Origin of the sequence: Paracoccus sp. J39, from assembly GCF_000518925.1 — a bacterium.
GTDB lineage: Bacteria > Pseudomonadota > Alphaproteobacteria > Rhodobacterales > Rhodobacteraceae > Paracoccus.
The window spans coordinates 46,446-72,870 of the sequence record NZ_JAEN01000006.1; the positions used below are offsets into that span (position 1 = coordinate 46,446).

Consider the following 26,425-nt stretch of genomic DNA (forward strand, 5'->3'; position numbering starts at 1 on the left):
CCGGCCGCGGCATTCCAGCAAGGAGAAGCACGACGTGCCCCATATCATCACCAGGATCGAACGTGCCGCCCCGGCGGATGTGGCCGCCCTGTCGAAATTCGGCAGCGCCACGATTCACGAGGCGCAGGGCCGGCTGGGCGCGCTGAGCTCGCGCCTGAAGCCCGTGGACCGCGCCATGTCGGTCTGCGGCCCCGCCTTCACCGTGCAAAGCGCGCCGCGCGACAACATCATGCTGCAGCTGGCGATCCATTACGCCCAGCCCGGCGATGTCATCATCGTCTCGGCCGGGGAATACGAGGAGGCGGGCTGCTTCGGCGACGTTCTGGCCAATGCCTGCCTGGCCAAGGGCATCGCCGGCGTGGTCACCGATACCGGGGTGCGCGACACGCAGGAGTTGATCCGGCTGGGCCTGCCGGTGTTCTCGCTGAGCGTCTGCATCAAGGGCACGGTCAAGGAAACCCTGGGCCAGATCAACGGCGACATCGTCATCGGCGGTCAGGTGGTGCGGCCGGGCGACGTGATCCGCGGCGATGCCGACGGTCTGGTCGTCGTGCGCCGCGAGCATGCCGCCGAGGTGGCGCGCAAATCCGCCGCGCGCGAAGCCGACGAGGCCGGCTATATCGAGGCCTACAAATCGGGCCGGACGGTGATCGACGTCTGCAATCTCGAGGCGGTGCTGAAGGCCAAGGGCCTGACCACCGATCTTTGACGAGGCCGTCCCGCGTCCCCGGGACGCGGGGGCCGTCAGGCCGATGATTCCCGCACGATCAGGTCGGTCTGGATTTCGATCCGGGCCGGCGCCGCGTCGGAATCCTGCCGCAGCAGGGCGACGATCAGATCCGCGGCCTTGCTGCCGATGCTGCCGGCATGGACATCGATCGTGGTCAGGCGGGGCACGCTGATCCTGCCGATCTCGTAATTGCCGAAGCCGGCCACCGCCAGGTCGCCGGGGATGCCGATGCCCCGCCTCTGGCATTCCGAGATCACCCCGAAAGCCACCAGATCCGAGACGCAGACGACTGCCCGGGTCCCTGGCTGGCTGTCCAGCAAGGCCCCGAGCGCCTGCGCCCCTTCGGCCATGCCGACCGGGGCGGTGCCGGCGGGAACCAGCCGCGTGTCGTCCAGCCCGTGGCGGCGCATCGCCTCGACAAAGCCGCTGCGGCGCTGGCCGCCGCGCGGATCGCGCGGCGATTCACCACCGATGAAGGCGATGTTGCGATAGCCCGAGGCGACCAGGTGATCCACCAGCCGGCCGATGCAGGCGGTGTTGGAAAAGCCCACGACATGCCGGATCGGCTGGGCGGGCAGGTCCCAGATTTCGATCACCGGGATCCGTGTCGCGCGCAGCATCTGCCGCGTCCTGCGCGTGTAGTCGCCCACGGTCAGGACGAGCGCCTCGGGCTTGCGGCGCAGCAGCTGGCCGATCAGCCTTTCCTCTTCCTCGGGGTCGTATTCGGTATTGGCCAGCAGGATCTGCAAGCCGTTCCGCGACAGCCCGCGCGAGAGCTGCCGCACGGTTTCCGCGAAATTCGCGTTGTTGATCGAGGGCACGGTGACCGCCACGAAGCCGGAGCGGTTCTGCCGGAGGCTGGCGGCGGTCGCGTCGAAGACATAGCCCAGTTCCTCGGCCTTGGCCAGAATCCGGGCGCGTGTCTGCGGGTTGACGCCCTCGTCGCCGCGAAACGCGCGCGAGACGGTCATCGCGGAAACGCCGACTGCCTTGGCGATATCCGCCATCTTCACGGTTCCGCTGTGAAATCCGTCCCTGCTCATGCCGCCACATGCCCCTGCCGAAAGGCAGGCTAGACGCTGCGGGATGCGGCCACAACACCCCGGCGGCATGGGACAGGATGCCGCGGCAGGCCGTCCGCCGCCCGCCCGGCATGGCGGGATGACGCAAGCCTAGAGCGAGACACTGATCGCCCCGTCCACATAGAGCGTGTGCCCGTTCACGAAGCTCGATGCGTCCGAGGACAGAAAGACGCAGGCCCCCACCAGTTCCTCGACCAGGCCCCAGCGCCCGGCAGGGGTGCGCTTTTCCAGCCAGGCCGAGAAATCGGGGTCCGCGACCAGCGCGGCGTTCAGCGGCGTGTCGAAATATCCCGGCGCGATGGCGTTGCATTGCAGCCCGTGGCGGGCCCAGTCCGTCGCCATGCCCTTGGTCAGGTTGCCGACGGCGCCCTTGGTGGCGGTATAGGGGGCGATGCCCGGCCGCGCCAATGCGGTCTGGACCGAGCAGATGTTGACGATCTTGCCGCGCCCGCGCCGGATCATGTGCCGCGCCACCGCCTGCCCGACGTGAAAGACCGAGGCGATATTGGTCTGCAGCAGGGCCTCGAACCGGTCGGCCGGGAAATCCTCGAGCGGCGTGCGATATTGCATGCCGGCATTGTTGACCAGGATGTCGATGGGACCGGCCGAAGCTTCGAAACCGTCGATGGCGGCGCGGACCTCGTCATGGCGGGTCACGTCGAAGGGCAGGGCCCGGATCTCGGCCCCGGGCAGTTCCGCCTGCAATGCGGCGCGCGCCTCCTCCAGCCGTTTTGGATCCCGGCCGTTCAGCACCACTGCGGCGCCGCTTTTCGCCAGTCCCCGTGCCAGCGCATGGCCGATGCCCTGCGACGACCCCGTCACCAGCGCGCGGCGGCCCGCCAGCCCGAACAGGCTTTCAACAAATCCATTCGTCCCGGCCATCCCGTTCCTCCGTTTGGGTCTCGACAAATCCGTTCGACTCGTGTTTTGTTATCGATAACTATCCGAGTCAAGGGCCCGCTGAAAGGGCGACCGGAAAATCCCGCACCATAATGGAGAACACGATGAGCAAGCCGGTGGTCCTGCAGATGGGGGCCTATCCCGAATGGGACGAAGTTCCGCTGAAGGCGGATTACGACCTGCGTCGCTATTTCGAGGCCGCGGACAAGGAGGCCTTCCTGGCCGAATGCGGCGCCGAGGTGCGGGCCATCGCCACCCGCGGCGAACTGGGCGCCAGTCGCAAGATCATCGAGGCCTGCCCGAATCTCGAACTGATCTCGGTCTATGGCGTGGGCTTCGACGCGGTCGATCTGGAAGCCTGCCGCGAGCGGGGGATCCGGGTGACGAACACGCCCGACGTGCTGACCGGGGACGTGGCCGATCTGGGTGTCGCGATGATGCTGGCCGTCGCGCGCGGCATCGTCGGCGCCGAAGCCTGGGTGCGCAGCGGCAACTGGGCGGCCAAGGGCAATTATCCGCTGCAGCGCCGCATCTGGGGCAGGAAGGCCGGTATCCTGGGGCTGGGCCGGATCGGCTTCGAGATCGCGCAGCGTTTGCGCGGCTTTGGCATGGATATCGCCTATTCCGACGTCGCGGCCAAGGACTATGCCGCCGATCTGACCTTCATCGCCGATCCGGTTGCGCTGGCGCGGCATTCGGAGTTCCTGTTCGTCGCCCTGGCGGCCTCGGGCCAGACCCGGCACATCGTCAATAGCGAGGTGATCGAGGCACTTGGTCCCGAGGGCGTGCTGGTCAATGTCTCGCGTGCGTCCAACATAGACGAGGCGGCGCTGATCGCCGCGTTGCAAGACGGCCGGCTGGGCGCGGCGGCGCTGGATGTTTTCGATAACGAACCCCAGATCGACCCGCGCTTCCTGGAGCTGCCGAACGTGCTCCTGCAGCCGCATCAGGCCTCGGGCACCGTCGAGACGCGCAAGGCGATGGGCGAACTGGTCCGCAACAACCTGGCGGCGCATTTCGCCGGCCAGCCCCTGCTTACCCCGGTTGTCTGAGGCCGTCATGAAAGCGATTGTCATCCACGCCGCCAAGGATCTGCGCATCGAGGAACGCGAGCCCGAGGCGCTTGGCCCGGGACAGGTGCGCATCCGCCTTGCGGCCGGCGGGGTCTGCGGATCGGACCTGCATTACTACAACCACGGCGGCTTCGGGGCGGTGCGGCTGCGCGAGCCGATGATCCTGGGCCATGAGGTCTCCGGCCATGTGGTCGAATGCGCGCCGGACGTGGCGGGGCTCGTTCCCGGCGATCTGGTCGCCGTCTCGCCCTCGCGCCCCTGCGGTGATTGCGGCTATTGCCGCGAGGGGCTGCCCAACCATTGCGAGAACATGCGCTTCTATGGCTCGGCCATGCCGTTCCCGCATATCCAGGGCGCGTTCCGGCAGGAACTGGTGGCGGATGCCGCGCAATGCGTGCTGGCCAACGGCCTGACGCCGGGCGAGGCGGCGATGGCCGAGCCTCTGGCGGTCACGCTGCACGCCGCGCGCCGGGCGGGCGAGTTGCTGGGCAAGCGCGTGCTGGTCACCGGCTGCGGGCCCATCGGCCTGTTGTCGATCCTGTCGGCGCGGCTGGCGGGCGCGGGCGAGATCGTCGCCACGGACCTGTCGGATTTCACGCTGGCGATGGCGCGGGAATGCGGTGCGGACGCGGTCGTCAACACCGGTGCGGCGCCCGACGGTCTGTCGCCCTTTGCCGCCGGCAAGGGCAGTTTCGACGTGCTGTTCGAATGCACGGGTGTTGCCGCGGCCATCGCGCCGGCCATCGCGGCCATGCGGCCGCGCGGCGTGGTCGTCCAGCTTGGGCTGGGCGGTGACATGCCGCTGCCGATGACGGCGATCACCGCCAAGGAGCTGGACCTGCGCGGTTCCTTCCGGTTCCACCCGGAATTCGCGACCGGCGTCCAGGCCATGCTGGCGGGCCGGATCGACGTCAAGCCGCTGATCACCCACGAAATCGCCCTGGACGAGGCCGAAACGGCGTTCCGGCTGGCCTCGGACCGTTCGGCGGCGATCAAGGCGCAGATCCTCTTCGCCTGAGCCGAGACGTCAGCCTTGGCCTGAACCGGAGGCCGCCGAGGAACGCGCTGCCTCTGTTGCCAGCCGCACCAGATGATCGCGCACCACGGCGGCCGCTTCCGAAAGCGGCAGCTGGGCCGAGACGCAGATCGCCATCGCGACTTTCATGTTGGGGCGCCGGATGCGGTAGCTTCGGGCATCGGGGACGCGGCGCAGCACGGCCTGCGCCGCCGATGCGGGCAGGATGGTGCAGCCCAGCCCCTCGGCCAGCGCGTTCGACAGATAGGAAATCGACTCTGTCTCGGCGACCACTTGGGCGCTGCTCCCGACGCGCGACAGCGTCGTTTCGATCACCTGGCGGACGGTATGGATCGGGCTCGGCAGGATCAGCGGCTGGGACACGGCTTCTGCGAACGAGATCTCGCCATCCTCCGGCTCGGCGATCTGCGTTCCGACGAAATACAGCTCTTCCGTCGAGATCGGCTCGAAGCTGAGGCTGGGGATCTTGCCGGGATCGAAGATCAGCGCGATGTCCGTCTTACCGGTCATGATCTGTTCGCTGATCACGCCGCCGCCGACTGCCTCATTGGCATAAAGCAGGATGCCCGGATGCTTTTCGCGGATGGTCCGCATCAGCTGCGTCGCCACCAGCGAGCCGAGGCCCAGCGGCGCGAACACGACGCTGACCGCGCCGGTAATCTCCTCGGAGGAGGTGGCGATGTCCTGCTCGGCCTGGTTCATCTGCCGGATGATCATCTGGCAATGGCGATACAGGACCTTGCCCGCCTCGGTCGGGATGACGCCGCGCTTCGAGCGCAGCAGCAGCGGCTTGCCGAAATGGGTTTCCAGCGCGGCGATCTGCTGGCTCAGCGCCGGCTGGGCGATGTGCAGGATCGCCGAGGCGCGGGTGATGCTACCGATGTCCACGATCTTCATGAAGGCGTAAAGCCTGCGTATGTCCATGATAGCACGTCCTTAAAGCACGATTCTGCCGGTTCCCGCCGGTCATTCTATTTGGTCCATGCCCTTTGCGCACCGATGTATAAGCATTCGCGATCATGTCAGACCGAACTGTTCTTTTCGCGACGACCGGCCTGTCCGCTAGGGTAGCAGGTGCAACGGTCACAAAACTGCAAAACAGCCGCTCCGCAGCGATATGCCGTTGGTCCGGCTCGCTTGCGGTAAGTGCCAAGATAGGGAGAGATTGATGTTCCTCAAGCCGATCGCGTTGGGGGCTGCGGCTGCGCTTGCCCTGGCAAGCGCCGCTGTGGCGCAAACCCGGCTCAGCTTGTCCGAAGTGCTGCCGGACGGTAATTTCATGGCGGAAAACGCCAAGAGCTTCGCCGAGGCCGTCAAGGAGGCGACCGATGGCGAGGTCGTCATCAATGTCGCCACCTCCGGGTCGTTGGGCTTCAAGGGGCCCGACCAGTTGGGCGCGGTGCGCGACGGGCTTGCCGACATGGCCGATATCAACATCAGCCAGCAGGTCGGGATGAACCCGCTGTTCGGCGCCGAAGGCGTGCCCTTCCTTGTCGAATCGATGGAGGAGCTGAAGGAATATCACACCTTCCTGCGCCCCGAGTTCGAGAAGCTGGCCGAGCAATACAACCAGAAGATCCTCTACATGGTGCCGTCGCCGGCCCAGTATGTCTATCTGAAGACCCAGGTCGACGATATCGGCGATTTTCGCGGCATCACGGTGCGCGGTGCCGACAAGAACACCGTCGATATCGTCAGCAGCCTTGGCATGGACGGCATCGCCATGCCCTGGGGCGAGCTGCTGCCGGCGCTGGCTTCGGGCCGGGTCAGCGGCGTTGCGACTTCCGCCACCTCGGGCGTGGACGGCAAGTTCTGGGAATTCCTCAGCCATATCTATCCGACCAACCATACCTGGGGGTCGAACGCGGTGACGATCAACCTCGATTCCTGGAACAGGCTCACGCCGGAGCAGCAGGCCGCCATCGAGAAGGTCGCCGCCGAGCTTGAGCCGCAATTCTGGGAAAGCTCGCGCGAGAGCGACGGGAAAAGCCTTGAGATCATGACCGGCCACGGCATGCAGCTGGTCGAGCTGTCGGACGAGCTGAAGGCCCAGATCGCCGAGAAGGCCAAGCAGGTTCAGGCGGAATTCTTCGACCGCGTTCCTGCGGCCAAGCCGATTGCCGATGCCTATCTCGCGTCGAAAGGCGGCAACTGAGATGGCCGGAGAGCAGCATGTCGCCTCCAAGGCCGTCGCTGAACGCGGTGCTGCCGCTGCCCTGCAAAGGGCGGCGGACTTCGCCTCGCTGGTCGCGGCCTGGCTTGCCGGTCTCTGCGTCCTCGGCCTGACCCTGCTCGTGCTGATCGACACCACGATGGCCTTGATCAGCCGTTATGTCCCGTCCTTTCCGACGGGTACCGGAATCGGCTGGGAATACAGTGCCTATCTAATGGGCGCGGCCTTCCTGCTCGGCTCGGGCATGACGTTGCGCGCGGGCCTGCAACTGCGGGTGGAGCTGCTGCTCTCGATGGGCAAGGGCCGCTACGCCCGGATGTTCGAGATATTCGCCGCCATCCTGGGCTCCGGTGTCACGCTTCCTCTGGCGGTCTGGCTTGCGCAGTTCACGCATCGCACCTGGAGCTATGGCGAGGTTTCCCAGGACAGTTTCACGCCCCTGTGGATCCCGCAGCTGGTGCTGACCATCGGCGCGGCCGTGCTGGCCTTCCAGATGGTTGCCCGACTCGTCACCGCCATCAGCGGCAACATTGTCGACAAACCCAGCCTCGGTGCCGCGAGCGCCATCGAGTAAGCCACAGCGCCCCTGCGCGCGAAACCAGGAATATCGGGGAGAAACATGGGCGCTATCGTCGCAAGCCTGTTCGGGCTTCTTTTCGGCACATTGGCCATCGGGGCCTGGATCGGAATCGCCTTGCTGGCCACGGCCATCGGCCTGGCAATGATGTTCACCGGCCTGCCCGTCGACAGGCTGTTTCCGCAATACCTGTTCAACATCCTGACCACGCCCGACCTGGTCGCGTTGCCGCTTTTCATCCTGATGGGCGAGTTCCTGTTCCGCACGCGCCTGTCGGAGACCCTGTTCAGCGGCCTGGCTCCATGGGCGGGCCTGCTTCCGGGCCGGCTGCTGCATGTCAATGTCGTGGGCTGCTCGATCTTTGCGGCGATCTCGGGATCCTCGGCCGCGACGACGCAGGTCGTCGGCCGCATGACCCTGAAGGAACTGCTGGCCCGGGGCTATTCGCCCGATCTGGCCATCGGGAGCCTTGCGGGCGCCGGCACGCTGGGATTCCTGATCCCGCCCTCGACGGTGATGATCATGTACGGCGTGCTGGCCAATGAATCGATCCTGCGGCTTTTCACCGCCGGCTTCATTCCGGGCGTCCTGCTTGCCCTGGTCTTTGCCGTCTACATCATGATCCGCGCCAGCGCCAAGCCTGACCTGGTGCCCGAAAATGAACGCGCCTTGCGCCACATGCCCTTCCGCCAGCGTCTTGCCGCCCTGCGGGATCTCGGCCCGGTCATGTTCCTGATCCTCTGCGTCCTGGGCTCGATGTATGGCGGGTTGGCGACCCCTTCCGAGGCCGCGGCGCTGGGTGTGGTCGGCGCCTTCCTCGTGTCGCTGTCGCAGGGCGCGCTGAACCTGCGGGCGCTGCGCGACATCATCCTGGGGACGGTGCAGACCTGCTCGGTCATGGGCATCATCATCCTTGGCGCATCGGTGCTGGGCAACATCACCTCGACCCTTGGCATCCCTGCCGCGGTTGCAAATGTCGTGACGGACTGGAACCTGTCGCCGATGCTGCTGATCGTGGCGCTGATCGTGCTCTATCTCGTGCTCGGGACCGCGCTCGAGGGCTTTTCGATGATCGCGACCACCCTGCCGGTGGTGCTGCCGCTGGTCGAGGCCGCGGGTTTCGACAAGATCTGGTTCGGCATCTTCATGGTCCTGGTGGTCGAGATGGCGCAGATCACGCCGCCGGTGGCCTTCAACTTCGCCGTGATCCAGAACATCACCGCCCGAAGCACGGCCTATATCGCAAGGGTCACCTTCCCCTTCCTGATGATCATGATCGGCTTTGCGATCATGCTGGCGCTGTTCCCGGGGATCGTCACCTTTCTGCCCGATCTGCTGCTGGGCTGATCCCGCCCGCAGGCGGCGTCCCGGTCCCTTCACGCCGGGGCGCCTTGCGGGACAGGTTTGACTGCCTGTCCCGTTAGCGTTATCAGATGCCTCCGTGCCACGGGTCCGTCGCGCAGCTGCATTTCGATCATCATTCGGCGTCCCTCGCGGGGACGCGTTGTCCAGAGCAAAGAAGAATAATGAACACTGACACTAGGATCGGCCTGATCGGCCTGGGGACGATGGGTGCGGCGCTGGCGCTGAACATCGCCGAGAAGGGCTTTCCCATCGCGGTCTGGAACCGCACGGCCGAAGTCACCCGCCGCTTCCATGCCGAGGCCGGGGCGCTGGCGGAGCGCGTGGTCCCGACCGAAAGCCTGGCCGAACTGGTCGCCGCCATCGCGCCCCCTCGCGCCATCATCCTGATGGTCCCCGCCGGTCAGGCCGTCGACGACCAGATCGCCGCGCTGGCGCCGCTGCTCGGCCCCGAGGATCTGGTGATCGACGCCGGCAACGCCAATTTCCACGACACCAACCGCCGCGCGAATGCCGGCCTGCCGATGCGCTTCCTGGGCATGGGCGTCTCGGGCGGCGAAGAGGGCGCGCGCCACGGCCCCGCCATCATGGGCGGCGGCGCCCGCGCCGACTGGGACCGCGTCGCCCCGGTCATGCAGGCCATCGCCGCCCGGGCCGAGGACGGCACCCCCTGCGCCACCTGGATGGGCGAGGCCGGCGCCGGCCATTTCGTCAAGACCGTGCATAACGGCATCGAATATGCCGACATGCAGATGATCGCCGAGGTCTACGGGCTGATGCGCGACGGGCTCGGCCTGCCCGCCGCCGCCATCGGCGAGACCTTCGCCGGCTGGAACGGGGGGGCGCTGAAATCCTATCTGGTCGAGATCTCGGCCGCCGTCGCCGGGGCCGCCGATCCGCTGACCGGCCAGCCGATGCTGGACGTGATCCTGGACGCCGCCGGGCAGAAGGGCACCGGGCGCTGGACAGCGATCGAGGCGCAGCACCTCGCCGCGCCGATTCCGGTGATCGAGGCGGCGGTGGCGGCGCGCAACGTCTCGGCCCGGCTTGCCGAGCGCAAGGCGGGCGAGGCGCGCTTCGGCGCCGCTCCGCAGGCGCTGGACCTGGCGCTCGGCCAGCTGGAGCAGGCGCTGATCGTCGGCAAGATCCTGTGCTATGCGCAGGGTTTCGCGATGATCGAGGCTGCCGGCCGCGCCTTCGGCTGGCAGCTCGACCTGCCGGGGATCGCGCGGGTCTGGCGGGCGGGCTGCATCATCCGCTCGGCCATGCTGAACGACATGGCCACGGCGCTGGCCGAGGATCCGTCGCGCAACCTGGCGCTGGCGCCCTTCTTCGCCGAAAGGCTCGAGGCCGCGATGCCGGCGCTGCGGGCGGTGGTGGCGCAGGGGATCATGGCCGGCCATGCGCTGCCGGCGCTGGCCTCGGGGCTGAGCTGGTTCGACATGATGCGCACCGGCCGCGGCACCGCCAACATGATCCAGGCACAGCGCGACTTCTTCGGCGCGCATGGTTTCGACCGCCTGGACGGACAGGACCGCCATCACGGGCCATGGGGCAAGCCGGGCTGAGCGGCCTTCAGCCCCGGGCGGTGACCGCGCCGGGCTGCCGGAAGGTCGCCCGGTCCGGCACAAAACCATGCGCCGCGACCTGCCGATGCCGGCGGGGCACATGCGGGCTTGTCCCGAGGGCGATGGGCGGCGCCCGCCGACAATCGCCCGGAGCTGACGCCTCGGGCGCGGAACAGGCATTTCCCGTCACCGCCTCCTGCCGGCCGGCAAGCCAGGCGCAGACCGGCCCCGGACGCCTGGGGGCGGGGTCTGCCCATCGAGTCCGGCCCTGCCGCGCCGGCTGACCCGCCGCTTCCCGGCAGGAGCGGCAAAGCCTCCCCTCCGCCCCCTTTCCGCAGTCCTTGCCGCGCAAAACAGCAGCCGGATCGCCGCCCGATGTGCGAAAGCCGTTGCGGCCCGGCGGCGCATCATCAAAACATGCGCAGGAACGATTGCGCCTCAAACAGGGAGTTTGCCATGAACCCGAAAAGCCTGCTGATTGCCGGCGCCAGCCTTGCCCTTGCCGCGGCCGCGCAGGCCGAAGGCGTCAAGGTCGGGATGATCACCACGCTGTCCGGCGGCGGGGCCGGGCTGGGCGTCGATACACGCGACGGCTTCCTGCTGGCGCTGAAGAACGCGGGCGAGGCGGGCCAGGCGGTCGAGCTGGTGATCGAGGACGACCAGCAGAAACCCGATGTCGCGGTGCAGATCGCCGACAAGATGATCCAGTCCGACAAGGTCGATGTGTTGACCGGCATCGTCTGGTCGAACCTCGCCATGGCGGTGGTGCCGGCGGCGGTGGCGCAGGACAAGTTCTACCTGTCCACCAATGCCGCGCCCTCGCAGCTGGCCGGGGCGGGCTGCAATCCGAAATATTTCTCGGTCTCCTACCAGAACGACAACCTGCACGAGGCGGCGGGCGCCCATGCCACCGAGGCCGGCATCGGCAAGGTCTTCATCATGGCGCCGAACTATCCCGCCGGGCAGGATTCGCTGGCGGGCTTCAAGCGTTACTACAAGGGCGAGGTGGTCGGCGAGATCTATACCCAGGTCGGCCAGACCGATTACGCCGGCGAGATCGCCCAGATCCGCGCCAGCGATGCGGATGCGGTGTTCTTCTTCCTGCCGGGCGGCATGGGCATCGCCTTCATGAAGCAATATGCCGAATCCGGCGTCGGCAAGCCGGTGATCGGCCCGGCCTTCAGCTTCAGCCAGGACATCCTGCCCGCCGTGGGCGATGCCGCGCTGGGGGTCAGGAACACCGCGCAATGGTCCAAGGATCTTAAGAACGATGCGAACGCCGCCTTCGTCGAAACCTTTCAGGCCGAATACGGCCGGCTGCCCTCGCTTTACGCGGCGCAGGCCTATGACACGGCGAACCTGCTCCTCTCGGCCATCGCCAAGGCCGAGGTGGGCGATGCCGACGCCTTCCGCGCGGCGCTGGCCGAGGCGGATTTCCCCAGCGTGCGCGGCAAGTTCCGCTTTGGTCCGAACCAGCACCCGATCCAGGACTATTACGTGCGCGAGGTGGTCAAGGAAGGCGACGTGCTGACCAACAGGATCGTCGGCCCGGCCCTGGCCGACCATGGCGACGCCTATGCCGAGCAGTGCGGCATGTAAGCCGCGCTGATGCGGGCCGGCCGCGACCGGCCCGCATCGGGGCAAACCGGGAGAGAGAACGGTGATGCTTCTGGCCGAGCAGGCGCTGAACGGCCTGCAATACGGGATGATGCTGTTCCTGATGGCGGCCGGGCTGACCCTGGTCTTCGGCGTCATGGGGCTGATCAACCTTGCGCACGGCTCGCTCTACATGACCGGGGCCTTCGCCTGCGCGGCGGTGGCGGCGGCCACCGGCTCGTTCTGGCTGGGGCTGGCGGCCAGCCTCGCGGCCGCCGCCGCGGCCGGCGCGCTGGTCGAGATCGCGGTGATCCGCCGGCTTTACGCCCGCGATCACCTGGACCAGGTGCTGGCGACCTTCGCGCTGATCCTGGTGTTCTCCGAGGGCACGCGCTGGCTCTTCGGCTCGTTCCCGCTTTACCTCAAGCTGCCGCCCTCGCTTTCCGGTGCGGTGGTGCTGCCGGGCGGGCTGCATTATCCGCTGTTCCGGCTGGTGATCATCGGCTTCGGCGCGGCGGTGGCCCTGGGTCTGTGGTGGCTGATCACCCGCACCCGGCTGGGCATCCGCATCCGCGCCGGCGAGGCGGATCGCGAGATGATCGGCGCGCTGGGGGTGGACATCGCGCGGCTCTACACCTTCGTCTTCGCGCTTGGCGCGGCGCTCGCCGGGCTGGCGGGCGCGCTGGTCGGCACCATCCAGTCGGTGCAGGTCGGCATGGGCGAGCCGGTGCTGATCCTGGCCTTCGTCGTGGTGGTGATCGGCGGCATCGGCTCGATCAAGGGTGCCTTCGTCGGCGCGTTGCTGGTCGGCATGACCGACACGCTGGGCAAGGCGCTGCTGCCGGGGTTGTTCGCGCGGGTATGGGACGCCTCCAGCGCCAATACTGTCGGCGCCTCGCTGGCCTCGGTGCTGATCTATGTGCTGATGGCCGTGGTGCTGATCCTGCGGCCGCAGGGGCTGTTCGGGGCAAGGGGCTGAGCGATGCGCGAGATGCTGAACCGCGACACCGCGATCAACCTGGCGATCCTGGCCCTGCTGGTCGCTGCCGCCGTCGCCGCGCATCTGCTGGGCGAGGGCTTTGCCGTCACGCTGGCGACCAAGGCGGCGATCTTCGGCCTGGCCGGGGTGGGGCTGAATCTGGCGCTTGGCTATGGCGGGCTGATCTCGTTCGGCCATGCCGCCTTCTTCGGCATCGGCGGCTACGTGACCGCGATCCTGGCCAGCCATGCCGCAGCGGGCACGCCGGTCGCCACGCTGCCCGTCACCGTCATGGGCAGCAACGAGATGCTGGGCATCTGGCCCATGGCGATGCTGGCGGCGGGGCTGGCGGCGCTGGCCATCGGGGCGCTGTCCTTGCGCACCTCGGGCGTCTATTTCATCATGGTGACGCTGGCCTTTGCGCAGATGCTTTATTACTTCGCCATCAGCTGGCCGCGCTATGGCGGCGAGGACGGGCTGAGCTTCTATGTCCGCAACAGCTTTCCCGGCCTGAACACCTTTGCCCCGATCCAGTATTTCGCCGTCTGCGCCGTGCTGCTGGCCGTGGCGCTGGCCTTTACCGCCGTGGTCACGCAGTCGCGCTTTGGCCTGGCCTTGCAGGCGGCGCGGCAGAACAGCCAGCGCACCGTCGCCGTCGGCATCCGCCCCTATGCCATCCGGCTGACGGCTTTCGTGCTGTCGGGGATAATCGTCGGGCTGGCAGGGTCGCTTTACGCCGATCTGAACCGTTTCGTCAGCCCGGCCATGCTGTCCTGGCACATGTCGGGCGAGATCATGGTCTTCGTCATTCTGGGCGGCGTGGGGCGGCTTTGCGGCCCGGTCGCGGGTGCGGCGATCTTCATCCTGCTGGAGCATGTGCTGGGCGGCATCAGCGATTACTGGCAGGCGCTGCTGGGCCTTCTGCTGCTGGCCATCGTTCTATTCGCGCCGGGCGGGCTGATCGGCATTGTCACGCGAAGGGGCCGCCATGCCTGAGCCGAAGCTCAACGAACCCATCCTGGAGATCCGCGGCCTGCGCAAGTCCTTCGGCGCCTTGCTGGCGACCGACGATGTCAGCCTGGACCTGCGCCCGGGCGAGATCCACGCCCTGATCGGCCCGAACGGCGCCGGCAAGTCCACGCTGATCAAGCAGATCGTCGGCGAGATCCGGCCCGACGCCGGTTCCATCCGCTTCGAGGGGCAGGTGATCGACGGGCTGGACGCGGCGGCGCGGGCGCGGCTGGGGCTGGCGCGCAGCTTCCAGGTGTCCTCGGTGATCCCGGATTTCACGGTGCTGCAGAACGTCATGCTGGCGGTGGCCGGGGCCAGCGGCGCGGTGTTCCGCTTTCACCTGCCGGCGCTGGCCGACCGCAAGCTGACCGAACCCGCCCTGTTCCATATCGAGCAGGCCGGTCTGGCCGGGCGGCATCTGGTCCCCGCTGCGACACTGTCGCATGGCGAGCGCCGCAAGCTGGAAATCGCCATGGCGCTGGCGCTGCGCCCGCGCGCCTTCCTGCTGGACGAGCCGATGGCCGGCATGGGGCTGGAGGGCGGGCGGCAGCTGACCGCGATCCTTTCGGAGCTGCGCGCCGAGGCGCCGATCCTGCTGGTCGAACATGACATGGACGCGGTCTTTGCGCTGGCCGACCGCATCTCGGTGCTGGTCTATGGCCGGATCATCGCCACCGGCAGCGTGGCCGAGATCCGCGCCAATCCCGAGGTGCGGCGCTCCTATCTGGGAGAGGAGGCATGACCCGGCTTCTGGAACTGCGCGACGTGACCGCCTCTTACGGCCCGGTGCAGGCGCTGTTCGGCATCACCCTCGACCTCGATGAGGGCGAGGTGGTGGCGCTGATGGGCCGCAACGGCATGGGCAAGACCACGACGATCCGCTGCATCAGCCGCCTGATGCCGCATTCCGGCGGCAGCCTGCGCCTTGCCGGCTGCGATGTCGCCGGGCTTTCGGCGCCCAAGGTGGCGCGGCTGGGCGTCGGACTGGTGCCCGAGGGGCGGCGCTGCTTCGCGCCGCTGACCGTGGCCGAGAACCTGACCGTCGCCGCCCGGCCCGGTCCCTGGGACATGGCCCGCGTCTGCGCGCTGTTTCCCCGCCTGCAGGAACGCATGGGCCAGGTCGCGCGCACCCTGTCGGGGGGCGAACAGCAGATGCTGGCCATCGGCCGGGCGCTGATGACCAATCCGCGCCTGCTGGTGCTGGACGAGGCGACCGAGGGCCTTGCCCCGGTGGTGCGGCAGGAAATCTGGGCCGGCGTGCGGCGGCTGAAATCCGAGGGGCTGTCGATCCTGCTGGTGGACAAGTCGCTGCGCGAGATTGCCTTGGTCGCCGACCGCGCGGTGATCGTCGAACGCGGCGCGACGGTCTGGCAGGGCGGCATCGCCGGACTGACCGCCGACCTGACCGACCGCTATCTGGGGGTGTGAATGGCGACGGCGATCTATCGCGGCATGACCCGGCAGGAACTGGACACGGCCTACAGCAATACCGGCAGGCTTGCGGATTTCCCGGGGCTGATGCGGGATTTCCGTGCCCGCAGCGATGCCTTCTACGCCGCGCGGGAGGTCCGGCGCGACCTGCGATACGGCCCCGGCGCGCGCCAGACCTATGACTGGTTCCTTTGCGGCCGGTCGGATGCTCCGGTCTTCGTCTTCATCCACGGCGGCTATTGGCAAAGCTGCGTCAAGGAGGATTTCGCCTTCTGCGCCCAGGGTCCCATGGCGCGCGGCCATGACGTGATCCTGGCCGAATACACCCTGGCGCCCGAGGCCTCGATGACGCAGATCGTGGCCGAGATCGGGCGCCTGCTCGACCATCTGGCGGCGGAGCTGGCCGGGCGGCCGCTCTGCCTGGCCGGGCATTCCGCCGGCGGGCATCTGGCGGCCATGCATCGCGGCCACCCGGCCGTGGGCTCGGTGCTGGCGATCAGCGGGCTGTTCGACCTGCTGCCGATCAGCCTCGGGCAGCTGAACGACAAGCTGCAGCTGACCGCGGCCGAGATCGCCGCCCTGAGCCCGATGCGCAACATCGCCCGGGGCGCGCCCATGCTCGTCTCGGTCGGGGCGGAGGAGCTGCCCGAGCTTGTCCGGCAATCGGACGACTATGCCGCGGCCTGCCGGCGGGCGGGCGAGCCCGCGGCGCTGCTGCACGTCCCTGGCTGCGATCATTTCCGGGTGCTGGACGATCTGGCCGATCCCGAAGGGGTGCAGCTGGCCACACTCGCGGGCCCGGTCCTCGGGGCCGGGCCGGGATGAGGCCGGGACAGGCGCATCGACGGCACCGCGCCGCCGTCCTATACCAGCGGCGCTGGCGGTTGCCGCTGCGCGCCTGGGCGGCAGTATCCGGCGGGGAAGGCGGGTAGGGGATGATGCAGGACAGGGGTTCGCAACCGGGAAAGCCCGGTGCCGCAGCGGGGGCGCTGGCCGATCTGGCCTCGATCCATCTGGATCCTTGCGTTGCGCCGCCCGGGCCGCTGTCCGGGCTGACGGCGCGCGGGGCCTGGCGGGCGGCGCTTGCCGAATGCGCCCTTGCCGGCGGCGCGCCGGGGCGGATGACCGCCGAGGGGCTGGAGATGCGCGGCTATATCCTGCGCTGGACCGGCCGCCGCGGCCCCGCGGCCCGCGTCACCCTGCTGGCCGACGCGACGCGCCACGGCGTTCTGGGGACGGGGCGGGCGACGCTGCTTGCGGTCAACCCGCACCTGCCGGTCTGTGCGCTGCTCTTGCAATATGACCGCAGAGGCTTGCGGGTGATCGGACCGGGCGGGCTGCAGATGCTGCTGGCGCCGATCGGCGGCTTCGGCGACCGCCAGACCGTCGGCTGCGAGCTGGACCTGGCCGAGGGCCGGCTGAGCGTCGTCGAGGCGGATGGCGAAACCCGGCAATCGCCGCTGCAGGTCCCGGCCTTCGCGGTGGAGCGCGTCGAGATCGGCCGGGCCTGTCTTGGCGTGCTGCATGCCGCCGCCGTCATCGTGGAGTAGCGGATGCGCCTGCAATCGCTCTGGAGCCAGATGAGCGGCCTTGCCCCCGCCCGGCTTGCGGCCGGAGCGCAGATCGTCATCATCGACGGGCAGTCGCTGGCGCTGGGTTGCAACGCCTCGCCCGAGGAACGCCGCGCGCATTCCCATCACGCCCGGGCGGCGGTTCGGCAGCTGGACGGGCTTTGCCGCCCGGACGGGGTGGCGGTGCGGCTGCACGGCCCCGGCTCGCTGGGCTATGACGCGCGCCATGCGACCGGCCATTCCGCCGCCGTTCCGCTGGCGAACGTTCCGGCCGCCTTCAGCTTCAGCCAGGCGCTGGACCTGTGGCGCAGGCGGCTGGGAATCGCGCGGCACCGCATGTTCGTCGGCTGCCACAGCATCGCCGGCACCTCGATCCACGAATTCGACCGCGACCCGGCCCATGGCCGGCTGGGCACGACGATCCGCGACAACCATGCCCGCTGGCTGCAAGAGGCGCTGCGCATCGCGCCCGGCGCCCGGCCCCTGGTCTATGGCATGATCCAGGGCGAGGCGAATATCGCCATGTCTGGGCCGGCCTATCGCGCCGCGGCCGCCCGGGCCTATGGCGACGCGCTGGACGATATCGAGGCGCTGACCGGCATCCGCCCGCCGCTGATGCTGTGGCAGACCGGCGGCTATGTGAACGCCGCCGCGGCGCGGCCCTATGGGCCGGTGCTGGCGCAGCTGGATCTGGTGCGGGATTTCGACGCCATCTTTGCCGGGCCGCTTTACCCGGTGCTGACCTTCGACAACGCGGTGCATCCCGATCTGCCGTCGCAGCTGATCCATTGCGAGATCGCCGCCTATGTCTTTGCCCGGCGCGAGCAGGGCCGGAACGTCAACCTGCTGCCCGGCAGGCCGGTCTGGCAGGGCAACACCCTGCGCATCCCCTTCTCGACCGAGGACGGCAAGCCGCTGATCTTCGATCCCGACAGCGAATATCCGGCCTATGGCGGGCTGGCCGATCACGGCGTCGAGGCGGCAGGCGCCCGCATCACCGATGTCGCGCTGGACGGCAATGCGGTGGTGGTGACCTGCGACGGCCCGATGACCCGGGTGCAGATCGCCCTGCAGGCGGCCGACATGTCCGCCCATGCGGACGCCCGGGGCAGGAACCACGGTGCGCATCGCTGCGACATCATCGAGGCGGATCCGCCCGACAGCCTGCTGCTGCCCGGCCGCAAGCTCAAGCGGTTCATCCCCAGCTGCCGGTTCCAGCGTCCCTGACCCCCGCCCGTCCGCGGCCGGGAGGTGCGGCCTTTCCGGCACGGTCCCTGCGGCGGGCCGGGCGGCTCAGGCCCCGGACAGCGAGGACCGCCGGGCGATCAGATCGGGCAGGGCGGCGACCGCGCTTCCCGACCTGCCCTCGATCAGCGCCAGCAGCAGATCGACCGCCGCCTCGGCGATCTGGGGCAGGTGCAGGTCCACCGCCGTCATCGGCGGCTGGGACAGCTTCGCCCGCAAGCCATCGTAGCGAGTGGCGATGCGCAGCCGGTCGGGAACGGCGCGGCCAAGCGCGCGCGCCGCCCGGACCGCACCGCTGGCGAAGGCGTCGACCGAGGCATAGAGCCCGTCGATCGAGGGGTTTTCCGCCAGCAGGCGCAGGGCCTCCTGATAGCCCAGCTCTTCCCCCCCGGCCTCGTCCAGATGCAGCAGCACCGGCGCCATGCCGTGCCGCGCCGCGAAATCCAGATAGGCCTGTCCGGTCTCGGCATGGCTGGTGCGCGGGCTGGCGCCGGTCAGCACCGCGATATGCCGGCTGCCCTGCGCGGCCAGATGGTCCAGCAGCAGAAAGGCCGTCTCGCGCGAGCGCAGGTCGACCGCGGCGATGTCCGGGCGGCCCGGGACGGTCCCGATCGAGACGATGGGCGTCTTGCGCGATTCGAAATGCGCGACCAGCGGATCGTCGCGCGTCGGCTCGACCAGGATCACGCCGTCGAATCCCGCCCGACCATGGCCCTGTCCCGAGGGATGCGGCGGAATCAGGCACAGCGCGATGTCGCGGGTCAGCGCTGACATGGCGGCCGAGGCGGCGATCTCCATCAGGAAGCCCAGCCGCGAGGGACCGGCCGCGACCGCGAAGGGCATCGAGGAGGCCAGCGCGATGATCCCGGTCCGGCCGCTGCGCAGCCCCTGGGCCAGGCTGCTGGGGTGATAGCCGATCTCGCGCGCCAGCCGGTGGATGCGCTCGCGCGTTTCGGGGTCCACGTGCCGCCGGCCGCTGAAGGCATGCGACACCGTCGTCGGGGAAACCCCGGCGGCTTTGGCCAGGTCTGAAATCGTCGGTCTGCCCAAGGTCTTGCTCGTCCATGCAGGATGCCCCGGCAGCTTAGCGCGTTCCGACCACCGTTGCAAAACGATTTGCAAGAATCGGAATCGGTGCTATTCAGGAAGCTGGCAAAACGATTTGCATAAAAGCAAACACCCCTTTCACCAACAGGGAACACGAGGATGAACCATCAAGAATCAAGGATAGATCCGGTCGACGAGGTGCTGCCGCTGAAAAGCCTGGTGCTTTACGGGATGCAGCACGTGCTGGTGATGGCGGCCTCGCCGATCACCGCGGTGTTTCTGGTCGCCCAGACGCTGGGCTTCGACATGGCGCTGACCGTGGCGATCATCAGCGCGACCTTTCTGGTCTGCGGGCTCGGCTCGATCCTGCAAAGCTTCGGGCCGGGCGGATTCGGGGCGCGGCTGCCCTTCATCATGGTCCCGGGCGGTGCGCCCATCGCCATCTTCCTGGCCATCGCCGTCCAGACCGATGTGCAGACCGCGGTCGGCGCCGTGCTGCTGACCTCGGTGTTCTATTTCCTGGCGCTGCCGGTGTTCAGCCGGCTGCTGCGCTTTTTCCCGCCCATCGTCGTCGGCACCATGCTGCTTCTGGTCGCGGTCAACCTGGTCAAGATCTATGGCGGCACCATCACCGGCAAGCCGGGGTCCGAGCATTTCGCCGATCCGGTCAATGTCGGGCTGGCGCTGGCGACCATCGCGCTGACGGTGCTGTTCTCGCGCATCTTCACCGGCACCTTGCAGCGCATCTCGGTGATGCTGGGTCTGATCGCTGGCACGGCGCTGGCGGCGGCGCTGGGGCGGCTTGACCTGACCGGGGTGATGACCGGGCCGCTGATCGCGGTGCCGCAGCCCTTTCCCTTCGGCATGCCGAAATTCGACCTCATCGCCTCGCTGCCGCTGATCGTCTTCTCGGTGATCTCGATGGCCGAGGCCACCGGCCAGACCATCGCCACCGCCGAGATCGTCGGCCGCAAGGGCGATGCCCATCCCATCGTGCCGCGCACCATCCGCGGCGACGCGGTGGCCTCGCTGCTTGGCGGCATGCTGGGCACCTCGCTGATCATCACCTCGGGCGAGAATGTCGGCATCGTGCGCGCCACCGGCGTCCGCTCGCGCCATGTCACCGCCATGGCCGGGGTGATCCTGGTGCTGATCGCGCTGATCGCCCCGGTGTCGCGGCTGGCCAGCGTCCTGCCCGGCCCGGTCGTGGGCGGCACCGCGGTCATCGTCTTTTCCATCATCGGCGTCATCGGCATCCATGTGCTTTCCCGCGTCGATCTGCGCCAGCACAGCGCCATGTTCACCCTGGCCTCGGGGCTGGCGATGGGGCTGATGCCGATCCTGGTGCCGGGGGTCTACAGCCAGTTCCCGCAATGGTCGCAGATGATCCTGGGCAACGGGCTGGCCATGGGCACGATCACCGCCGCGCTGGTCAACGCCCTGTTCCAGGTCCGCGCCGCGCCCGCCGACCCCGCCGCCAAACCCACCCCGCAAGAGGAACATGCCTGATGACCGACCTGCGCCAGACCTTCGCCGATGCCGAGCGGCTGATCGTCGCCCCCGGGCGCCTGCTGCTGGGCAACGGCCCGCAACCGGGCAAGGCCGTGCTGCTGCAGGGCGGCCGCTTTGCCGAGATCGACGAGGTGGGCGCGCTATGCGCCCGCCATCCCGGCCTGCGGCGGGTCGACCTGCCGCATCACCTGATGATGCCCGGCTTCATCGACACCCATACGCATCTGACCCAGTCGCTGGGCAAGTCGCTGGTCTTTGGCGAACCCTCCGAGATCTTCCGGCGCATCTGGGTGCCGCTCGAGGGCAGCCTGGACGAGCATATGGTCTATCTGTCCTCGAAGCTGGCGGCGCTGGAATGCCTGCGCGGCGGCTTCACCGCGGCGGTGGATGCCGGCACGCGCTCGGCCGGGCATATCGGCCGGCTGGTCGATGCGGCCCGCGAAACCGGACTGCGGCTGGTGGTGGCGCAGATCTGCAACGATCTGGGCGGCGCGGCCCAGGTCCCCGAGGCCGACGAGATCCTGCGCCGCGCCGCCGCGCATCTCGCGGCCTATCAGGGCGACGCGCTGATCCATCCCTCGCTTGCCATCTCGATCCCCGAGGCGGCGACGGACGGGATGCTGCAGCGCATCTCGGCCCTGGCGGCCGAGGCGGGGGCGGTGTTCCAGACCCATGTCAACGAGCATCTGGTCGCGGTCGAGCGTTCGCTGGTCGCGCATGGCCGGCGCCCGCTGCAGCACCTGGCCCATATCGGGGCGCTGGGGCCGCAGGCGCTGATCGCCCATTCCACGCTGATCACCCCCGAAGAGCTGATGATCCTGCGCGATACCGGCACGGCGGTGGCCTATAATCCCGTCGCCTCGGTCTGGAAGGGGAACGCCATCGTGCCGGCCCTGCAGATGCAGGCCCTGGGCATCCGCTTCGGCCTTGGCACCGACGGCACCCGCTCGGACGGGTTCCGCCTGATGGACGCGGCGGAATCGCTGCAGCGCGCCGGCTACGGGCTGGCCTCGGGTGACAGTTCCTGCGGCGGCGGCTGGCTGTGGCTGGAGGCGGCGACCGGCATGGCGGCCGAGGCCAGCGGGCTGGGCCGGCTGACCGGGCGGATCGCGCCCGGGCTGGCCGCCGACTTCCTGCTGGTCGATCTGGACCGGCCCGAATTCACCCCCTCGCACGATCTCAGCTGGGAGTTGGTGCGCTATGGCAACCGCGACCAGATCGACGCGGTCTTCACCGGCGGCCGGCTGCGGCTGGTGCAGGGCTGGCCGGTCGACTGGGACGCCCGCGCCCTGCTGGCCGAGATCCGCGAGCTGACCGCCCCGGCCATCGCCGCGGCGCCGATCCAGCGCATCCATGCCACCGCGGACAGCGCCCTTGCCATGAGGCCGGCGTGAGTCTCGCCGCCTTTCTTCTGCTGTCGCTGGCGGTGCTGGGCTCGGCCTTCGTGCAGGGTGCGGTCGGCATCGGCTTTGCGCTGATCATGGCGCCGATCTTCGGGCTGGTGGACGCGGCCTATCTGCCGGTGACCCTGCTGATCCTGATGCTGCCGCTGAACTTCCACGTCGCCTGGCGCGAGCGCCAGACCATCGACCGCCGCGGCGCCAGCTGGATCACCCTGGGGCGGTTCTTCGGCACCTTCCTGGGCATGGCGGTGCTGATCGCGCTGTCCGTCCGCCAGCTTGAGATCGCAGTCGGCCTGTTCACGGTGCTGGCGGCGGGGATCGCGCTGCTGGCGCCGCCCTTTTCGCCGGGCCGCTCGGCCTCGCTGGGGGTGGGGCTGTTCACCGGCGTCACCGAGACGGCGACCGGAATCGGCGGCCCGCCGCTGGCGCTGCTTTACCAGCATGCGCCGGGCCCGGTGCTGCGCGCGACCGTCGCCACCTGCTTCCTGGTCGGAGAGGTGATCTCGCTGATCCTGCTGGCGGTGGCGGGGCGGCTGCATGTCGACCAGATGCTGGCGGCGCTGTATCTGGCGCCGGCGGTGGTGATCGGCACGGGCCTGTCGCGCCTTGCCCATGCCCATGTCAACGGGCCGGCGCTGCGCCTGGCGGTGCTGGGCTTCTCGATCGCCAGCGGGCTGTTCCTGATGCTGCGGGGCTGAGCGTCCGCCGCGCCGTCCCCCGCCGGCGGCTCTGGACTTTGCCCGAGGATGCGGCACTCTGCCCCGGACGAGGACCGCAGGGACGACAAGGGAAGGGGGCCGCATGAACGATCCGACCGCGATGACGGCGCAGGGGCTGGCGCAGGCCATGGCCGCAGGACGGCTCAGCGCCGAGGCGGTGATGGCCGCGCATCTCGACCGGATCGAGGCGCTGAACCCGGCGATCAACGCCATCGTCAGCCTGCGCCCGCGCGACGCCCTGCTGGCCGAGGCGCGCGCCGCCGACCGCGCCCCGCGCAAGGGCTGGCTGCACGGCCTGCCGGTGGCGGTCAAGGATCTGGCGGCGGTGCGCGGGCTGCGCACCACCTGGGGCTCGCCCCTGTTTCGCGACCATGTGCCCCCGGCCGACGACCTCGTGGTGGCGCGGATGCGCGCGGCGGGCGCGATCTTCATCGGCAAGACCAACACGCCGGAATGGGGCCTGGGCTCGCACAGCTTCAACGAGGTTTTCGGCGTCACCCGCAATCCCTATGACCGCAGCCGCAGCGCCGGCGGCTCGTCGGGCGGGGCGGCGGCGGCCCTGGCGGCGCGGCTGGTGCCGGTCGCGGACGGCTCGGACATGATGGGCAGCCTGCGCAACCCGGCGGCCTTCTGCAATGTCTACGGCTTTCGCCCCAGCTGGGGGCTGGTGCCGGGCGATCCGGTCGGCGACGGCTTCATGGCGACCCTGTCCACGCTGGGACCGATGGCGCGCTGCCCCGAGGATCTGGCGCATCTGCTGGCCGTCATGGCCGGTCCGGACCCGGCCGTGCCCTTCGGCCGCCCTGCCGAGGATTTCGCCGCCGGCCTTGCCGGTCCGGTGGCGGGCACGCGCATCGGCTGGCTGGGCGATTGGGGCGGCGCCTATCCCTGCGAGCCGGGCATCCTGCCGCTGGCCGAGGCGGCGCTGGCGCAGCTGGCCGATCTGGGCTGCGAGATCGTGCCCCTGCCGCCGCCCTTCCCGGCCGGGCGGCTCTGGCGGGCCTGGACGGTGCTGCGGGCCTTTCTGAACGCGGGCGCGCGGCGCGGGCTTTACGACGACCCCGCCGCCCGCGCGCAGCTGAAGCCCGAGGCGGTCTGGGAGATCGAGCAGGGCCTGGGCCTGCCGGCGCAGGAGGTCTACGAGGCCAGCGTGATCCGCAGCGAATGGTATCGCCGGCTGGCGCGGCTGTTCCGGCAGCTCGATGCCATCGCGCTGCCCTCGGCGCAGGTCTGGCCCTTTCCGGCGGAATGGCGCTGGCCCCGGCAGGTCGGCGGGCGCGAGGCGGACAGCTATCACCGCTGGATGGAGATCGTGGTGCCGGTCAGCCTGGCCGGGCTGCCCTGCCTGTCGGTCCCCATCGGCTTCGGCGCGCAGGGCTTGCCGATGGGCCTGCAGCTGGCCGGTCCGGTCGGCGGCGATGCGGCGATCCTGCGGCTGGGGCAGGCATGGCACGAGGCGACGGATTGGCCGGGCCGGCGACCGCCGCCGCCGGCCTGAGGGCGACGGCGGAAAGGACCGGCGGAGGGGCTGCGTGACCGGGACGAAAGACGGCCCGACATGGCGGCGGCGGGCGCCCCCGCCGGCCCCAAGCTCTCGCAGCGCACAGGGGCGGGGCCGCTTGGGGCGGCCGGGGCGATGCCCGGCACCACCGGCCCATGCGCCTTGCGCAGGGGTCCGGCGGCTGCGGAATCGCGGGCCCCGCCCAAAAGCCGCCGAACCCCGGGCCAGGGACGGTTGCCCTATCCCGGCCCGGCGCGCGTTCAGGCGGCGAGGCGCTGCCGGCTCGCGGCGGTCTCGGCCAGGTCCAGCAGCAAGACGCGGGTGTTCTCCCAGCCGAGGCAGCCGTCGGTGATGCTCTGGCCATAGGTCGGCAGCCGACCGGGAACCAGATCCTGCCGGCCGGCGACCAGGTTGCTTTCCAGCATGACGCCGCGGATGCGCGCCTCGCCCGCGCGTATGCGCGCCGCGATATCGGCGATGACCGCCGGCTGGCGGGCCGGGTCCTTGCCGCAATTGGCATGGCTCGCGTCGATGACGATGCCGGGATCGATGCCGGCCCGCGCCGCCGCTTCGGCCAGCGCATCGACATGGCGGGCGCCGTAGTTCGGCCCGCCATGGCCGCCGCGCAGCACCACGTGGCAGGCGTCGTTGCCGGTCGTGGTGGCGATGGCCGCACGCCCGTCGGCGGTGATCGCCGGGAAGCTGTGCGACCCGGCGGCCGAGCGGATGGCGTCCAGCGCCACCTGCACCCCGCCATCGGTGCCGTTCTTGAACCCGACCGGGCAGGACAGGCCCGAGGCCAGCTGCCGGTGGATCTGGCTTTCCGTGGTGCGCGCCCCGATGGCGCCCCAGGCGATCAGGTCGGCGAAATATTGCGGCAGGATCGGGTCCAGGAACTCGGTCGCCGCCGGCAGGCCCATGCGGTTGATTTCCAGAAGCAGGCGGCGGGCCAGCGGCAGCCCGTCCTCGATGCGGTCCGAGCCGTCCAGATGCGGGTCGTTGATCAGCCCCTTCCAGCCCACGGTGGTGCGGGGCTTTTCGAAATAGACCCGCATAACGATCTCCAGCCGGTCGGCAAGGCTCCGGCGCAGCTCGGCCAGCCGCGCGGCGTAATCCAGCGCCGCCTGCGCGTCGTGGATCGAGCAGGGGCCGGCGATCACCAGCAGCCGGTCGTCGCGGCCGGCAAGGATGGCGCGGATGGCGGTGCGGCTGTCCGCCACGATGCGCGAGATGGCCTCGTCGCGCGGCAGGCTGGCGGCCAGCGCGGCGGGGGCGGGCAGGGGGCGGAGCGTGTCGATATGCAGGTTCTCGGTCTGGGTCAGCATGGCTCTTGCTTTCTGGAAGAGGCCGGACCGGACGCGCATCGCAAGAAAAAAGCCGCCGGTCTGGCCAGCGGCTTCGGGGATCGCTATCGCGCCTATGCGCTACACGGCAACCCGGTCCCGCTGGATGCAGCGGAACCAATAAAACGAGGCAGTGTAGAACATCTGTTGCGACATGCGCCCTGCATAGCGGCTGCGGCGGCGCTTGTCACCCGGATTCTTGCGCCGGCGGCGAATGGGTGCGCGATTGGCCAGAGTGCTGCGGACTTGCCGCCGTTGCCGTCCTTGCCCTGCGCCTCCGTAAGCGCCGGCGAACGGGCTTGCGCGGTGCGTCCGGCTGTTCGACGCCGGAGGCATGGACGTTTGCGCGCCGCAATCGGCGAACGGCTTGCCGCGGATTGGCATGGCTCGCCGGGCGGTCTAGGCTGTCAGGCAGGCCCGACGCCGGCGCCGTTCGGACCTGCGGCGGGGGCGGGACGAGGCAAGGAAAGGCCGGAAAGATGAGCGAAACGCAGCTTGCCGGGGCGCCCTCGGCGCGGATCGGACGGTGCCGGGCCTGGGCGCCCGGACGGTTGCGGGACGTCGGG

Annotated in this window: 24 protein-coding genes; 19 read left to right on the plus strand and 5 right to left on the minus strand. The window is 69.3% G+C overall.

The genetic code is table 11. The features are described 5' to 3' along the window. Positions 1 to 34: 34 nt before the first annotated feature. A complete protein-coding gene (locus tag L632_RS0107630; RefSeq protein WP_028716571.1) occupies positions 35 to 709 on the plus strand; it encodes a 4-carboxy-4-hydroxy-2-oxoadipate aldolase/oxaloacetate decarboxylase in 675 nt (224 codons plus the stop codon). Between the two features lie 35 nt (positions 710 to 744). Here L632_RS0107630 and L632_RS0107635 read toward each other — a convergent pair whose 3' ends face one another. Both L632_RS0107635 and L632_RS0107640 read right to left on the minus strand, forming a co-directional pair. After that, positions 745 to 1,773: a LacI family DNA-binding transcriptional regulator gene (locus L632_RS0107635; protein WP_232215693.1), complete on the minus strand. Its 1,029-nt coding sequence runs from the start codon at positions 1,771 to 1,773 to the stop codon at positions 745 to 747. A 129-nt stretch (positions 1,774 to 1,902) separates the two neighbouring features. Further along, positions 1,903 to 2,694, minus strand: a complete 792-nt coding sequence (locus L632_RS0107640; RefSeq protein WP_028716572.1) for an SDR family oxidoreductase — start codon at positions 2,692 to 2,694, stop codon at positions 1,903 to 1,905. 122 nt (positions 2,695 to 2,816) lie between these two features. Between L632_RS0107640 and L632_RS0107645 the strand changes: the two genes are divergently transcribed. Together L632_RS0107645 and L632_RS0107650 are read left to right on the plus strand one after the other, a co-directional pair. Continuing rightward, complete coding sequence (locus tag L632_RS0107645) at positions 2,817 to 3,764, plus strand: 2-hydroxyacid dehydrogenase (protein WP_028713044.1); 948 nt, start codon at positions 2,817 to 2,819, stop codon at positions 3,762 to 3,764. 7 nt (positions 3,765 to 3,771) lie between these two features. After that, positions 3,772 to 4,803: an L-idonate 5-dehydrogenase gene (locus L632_RS0107650; RefSeq protein ID WP_028713043.1), complete on the plus strand. Its 1,032-nt coding sequence runs from the start codon at positions 3,772 to 3,774 to the stop codon at positions 4,801 to 4,803. Between the two features lie 9 nt (positions 4,804 to 4,812). Here L632_RS0107650 and L632_RS0107655 read toward each other — a convergent pair whose 3' ends face one another. Continuing rightward, complete coding sequence (locus tag L632_RS0107655) at positions 4,813 to 5,745, minus strand: LysR substrate-binding domain-containing protein (protein ID WP_028716573.1); 933 nt, start codon at positions 5,743 to 5,745, stop codon at positions 4,813 to 4,815. 244 nt (positions 5,746 to 5,989) lie between these two features. On the opposite strand from L632_RS0107655, the gene L632_RS0107660 reads away from it, so the two are divergent. The 12 genes from L632_RS0107660 to L632_RS0107715 all read left to right on the plus strand — a co-directional run bounded on the left by L632_RS0107660 (position 5,990) and on the right by L632_RS0107715 (position 18,316). After that, positions 5,990 to 6,976 carry a TRAP transporter substrate-binding protein gene (locus L632_RS0107660; RefSeq protein ID WP_036697604.1) on the plus strand — a complete coding sequence of 329 codons (987 nt, stop codon included), beginning with the start codon at positions 5,990 to 5,992 and terminating at the stop codon, positions 6,974 to 6,976. 1 nt (position 6,977) lies between these two features. Further along, complete coding sequence (locus L632_RS0107665; protein ID WP_028713041.1) at positions 6,978 to 7,568, plus strand: TRAP transporter small permease subunit; 591 nt, start codon at positions 6,978 to 6,980, stop codon at positions 7,566 to 7,568. Positions 7,569 to 7,613: 45 nt separating this feature from the next. Then, positions 7,614 to 8,918: a TRAP transporter large permease gene (locus L632_RS0107670; RefSeq protein WP_028716574.1), complete on the plus strand. Its 1,305-nt coding sequence runs from the start codon at positions 7,614 to 7,616 to the stop codon at positions 8,916 to 8,918. 179 nt (positions 8,919 to 9,097) lie between these two features. After that, the gene (gene gndA / locus L632_RS0107675) at positions 9,098 to 10,501 is read left to right on the plus strand and encodes an NADP-dependent phosphogluconate dehydrogenase (RefSeq protein ID WP_028716575.1); all 1,404 of its coding nucleotides are present in this window, start codon (positions 9,098 to 9,100) and stop codon (positions 10,499 to 10,501) included. Positions 10,502 to 10,957: 456 nt separating this feature from the next. Next, positions 10,958 to 12,100 (plus strand): ABC transporter substrate-binding protein, encoded by a 1,143-nt coding sequence (locus tag L632_RS0107680; RefSeq protein ID WP_028716576.1) that lies wholly within the window; start codon positions 10,958 to 10,960, stop codon positions 12,098 to 12,100. A 64-nt stretch (positions 12,101 to 12,164) separates the two neighbouring features. After that, positions 12,165 to 13,076 carry a branched-chain amino acid ABC transporter permease gene (locus L632_RS0107685; RefSeq protein ID WP_028716577.1) on the plus strand — a complete coding sequence of 304 codons (912 nt, stop codon included), beginning with the start codon at positions 12,165 to 12,167 and terminating at the stop codon, positions 13,074 to 13,076. A 3-nt stretch (positions 13,077 to 13,079) separates the two neighbouring features. Next, positions 13,080 to 14,072, plus strand: coding sequence for a branched-chain amino acid ABC transporter permease (locus L632_RS0107690; RefSeq protein ID WP_084648068.1), 993 nt, complete (start codon positions 13,080 to 13,082; stop codon positions 14,070 to 14,072). Beyond that, the gene (locus tag L632_RS0107695; RefSeq protein ID WP_028716579.1) at positions 14,065 to 14,829 is read left to right on the plus strand and encodes an ABC transporter ATP-binding protein; all 765 of its coding nucleotides are present in this window, start codon (positions 14,065 to 14,067) and stop codon (positions 14,827 to 14,829) included. Before L632_RS0107690 ends, L632_RS0107695 begins: the two co-directional genes overlap by 8 nt. Beyond that, positions 14,826 to 15,515 (plus strand): ABC transporter ATP-binding protein, encoded by a 690-nt coding sequence (locus tag L632_RS0107700; protein ID WP_028716580.1) that lies wholly within the window; start codon positions 14,826 to 14,828, stop codon positions 15,513 to 15,515. The genes L632_RS0107695 and L632_RS0107700 overlap by 4 nt, the downstream gene beginning before the upstream one ends. After that, positions 15,516 to 16,343, plus strand: a complete 828-nt coding sequence (locus tag L632_RS0107705; RefSeq protein ID WP_036697608.1) for an alpha/beta hydrolase — start codon at positions 15,516 to 15,518, stop codon at positions 16,341 to 16,343. A 110-nt stretch (positions 16,344 to 16,453) separates the two neighbouring features. After that, the gene (locus tag L632_RS0107710; protein ID WP_028716582.1) at positions 16,454 to 17,068 is read left to right on the plus strand and encodes a hypothetical protein; all 615 of its coding nucleotides are present in this window, start codon (positions 16,454 to 16,456) and stop codon (positions 17,066 to 17,068) included. A gap of 3 nt (positions 17,069 to 17,071) precedes the next feature. Then, positions 17,072 to 18,316: a hypothetical protein gene (locus L632_RS0107715; protein ID WP_028716583.1), complete on the plus strand. Its 1,245-nt coding sequence runs from the start codon at positions 17,072 to 17,074 to the stop codon at positions 18,314 to 18,316. Positions 18,317 to 18,382: 66 nt separating this feature from the next. Here the strand turns inward: L632_RS0107715 and L632_RS0107720 are convergent, their stop codons facing one another. Continuing rightward, on the minus strand, positions 18,383 to 19,444 hold the full coding sequence (locus L632_RS0107720; protein WP_371255969.1) for a substrate-binding domain-containing protein: 1,062 nt from the start codon (positions 19,442 to 19,444) through the stop codon (positions 18,383 to 18,385). Between the two features lie 96 nt (positions 19,445 to 19,540). On the opposite strand from L632_RS0107720, the gene L632_RS0107725 reads away from it, so the two are divergent. From L632_RS0107725 to L632_RS0107740, 4 genes are all read left to right on the plus strand, one after another. Continuing rightward, positions 19,541 to 20,890, plus strand: a complete 1,350-nt coding sequence (locus tag L632_RS0107725; RefSeq protein ID WP_028713029.1) for a uracil-xanthine permease family protein — start codon at positions 19,541 to 19,543, stop codon at positions 20,888 to 20,890. Next, a complete protein-coding gene (locus L632_RS0107730) occupies positions 20,890 to 22,287 on the plus strand; it encodes an amidohydrolase family protein (protein WP_028713028.1) in 1,398 nt (465 codons plus the stop codon). The genes L632_RS0107725 and L632_RS0107730 overlap by 1 nt, the downstream gene beginning before the upstream one ends. Next, positions 22,284 to 22,994, plus strand: coding sequence for a sulfite exporter TauE/SafE family protein (locus L632_RS0107735; RefSeq protein ID WP_028716585.1), 711 nt, complete (start codon positions 22,284 to 22,286; stop codon positions 22,992 to 22,994). The genes L632_RS0107730 and L632_RS0107735 overlap by 4 nt, the downstream gene beginning before the upstream one ends. Before the next feature lie 103 nt (positions 22,995 to 23,097). Further along, positions 23,098 to 24,513: an amidase gene (locus L632_RS0107740; RefSeq protein WP_028713026.1), complete on the plus strand. Its 1,416-nt coding sequence runs from the start codon at positions 23,098 to 23,100 to the stop codon at positions 24,511 to 24,513. Positions 24,514 to 24,776: 263 nt separating this feature from the next. Here L632_RS0107740 and L632_RS0107745 read toward each other — a convergent pair whose 3' ends face one another. Further along, positions 24,777 to 25,841: a 3-deoxy-7-phosphoheptulonate synthase gene (locus L632_RS0107745; protein WP_028713025.1), complete on the minus strand. Its 1,065-nt coding sequence runs from the start codon at positions 25,839 to 25,841 to the stop codon at positions 24,777 to 24,779. Positions 25,842 to 26,425 lie beyond the last annotated feature (584 nt).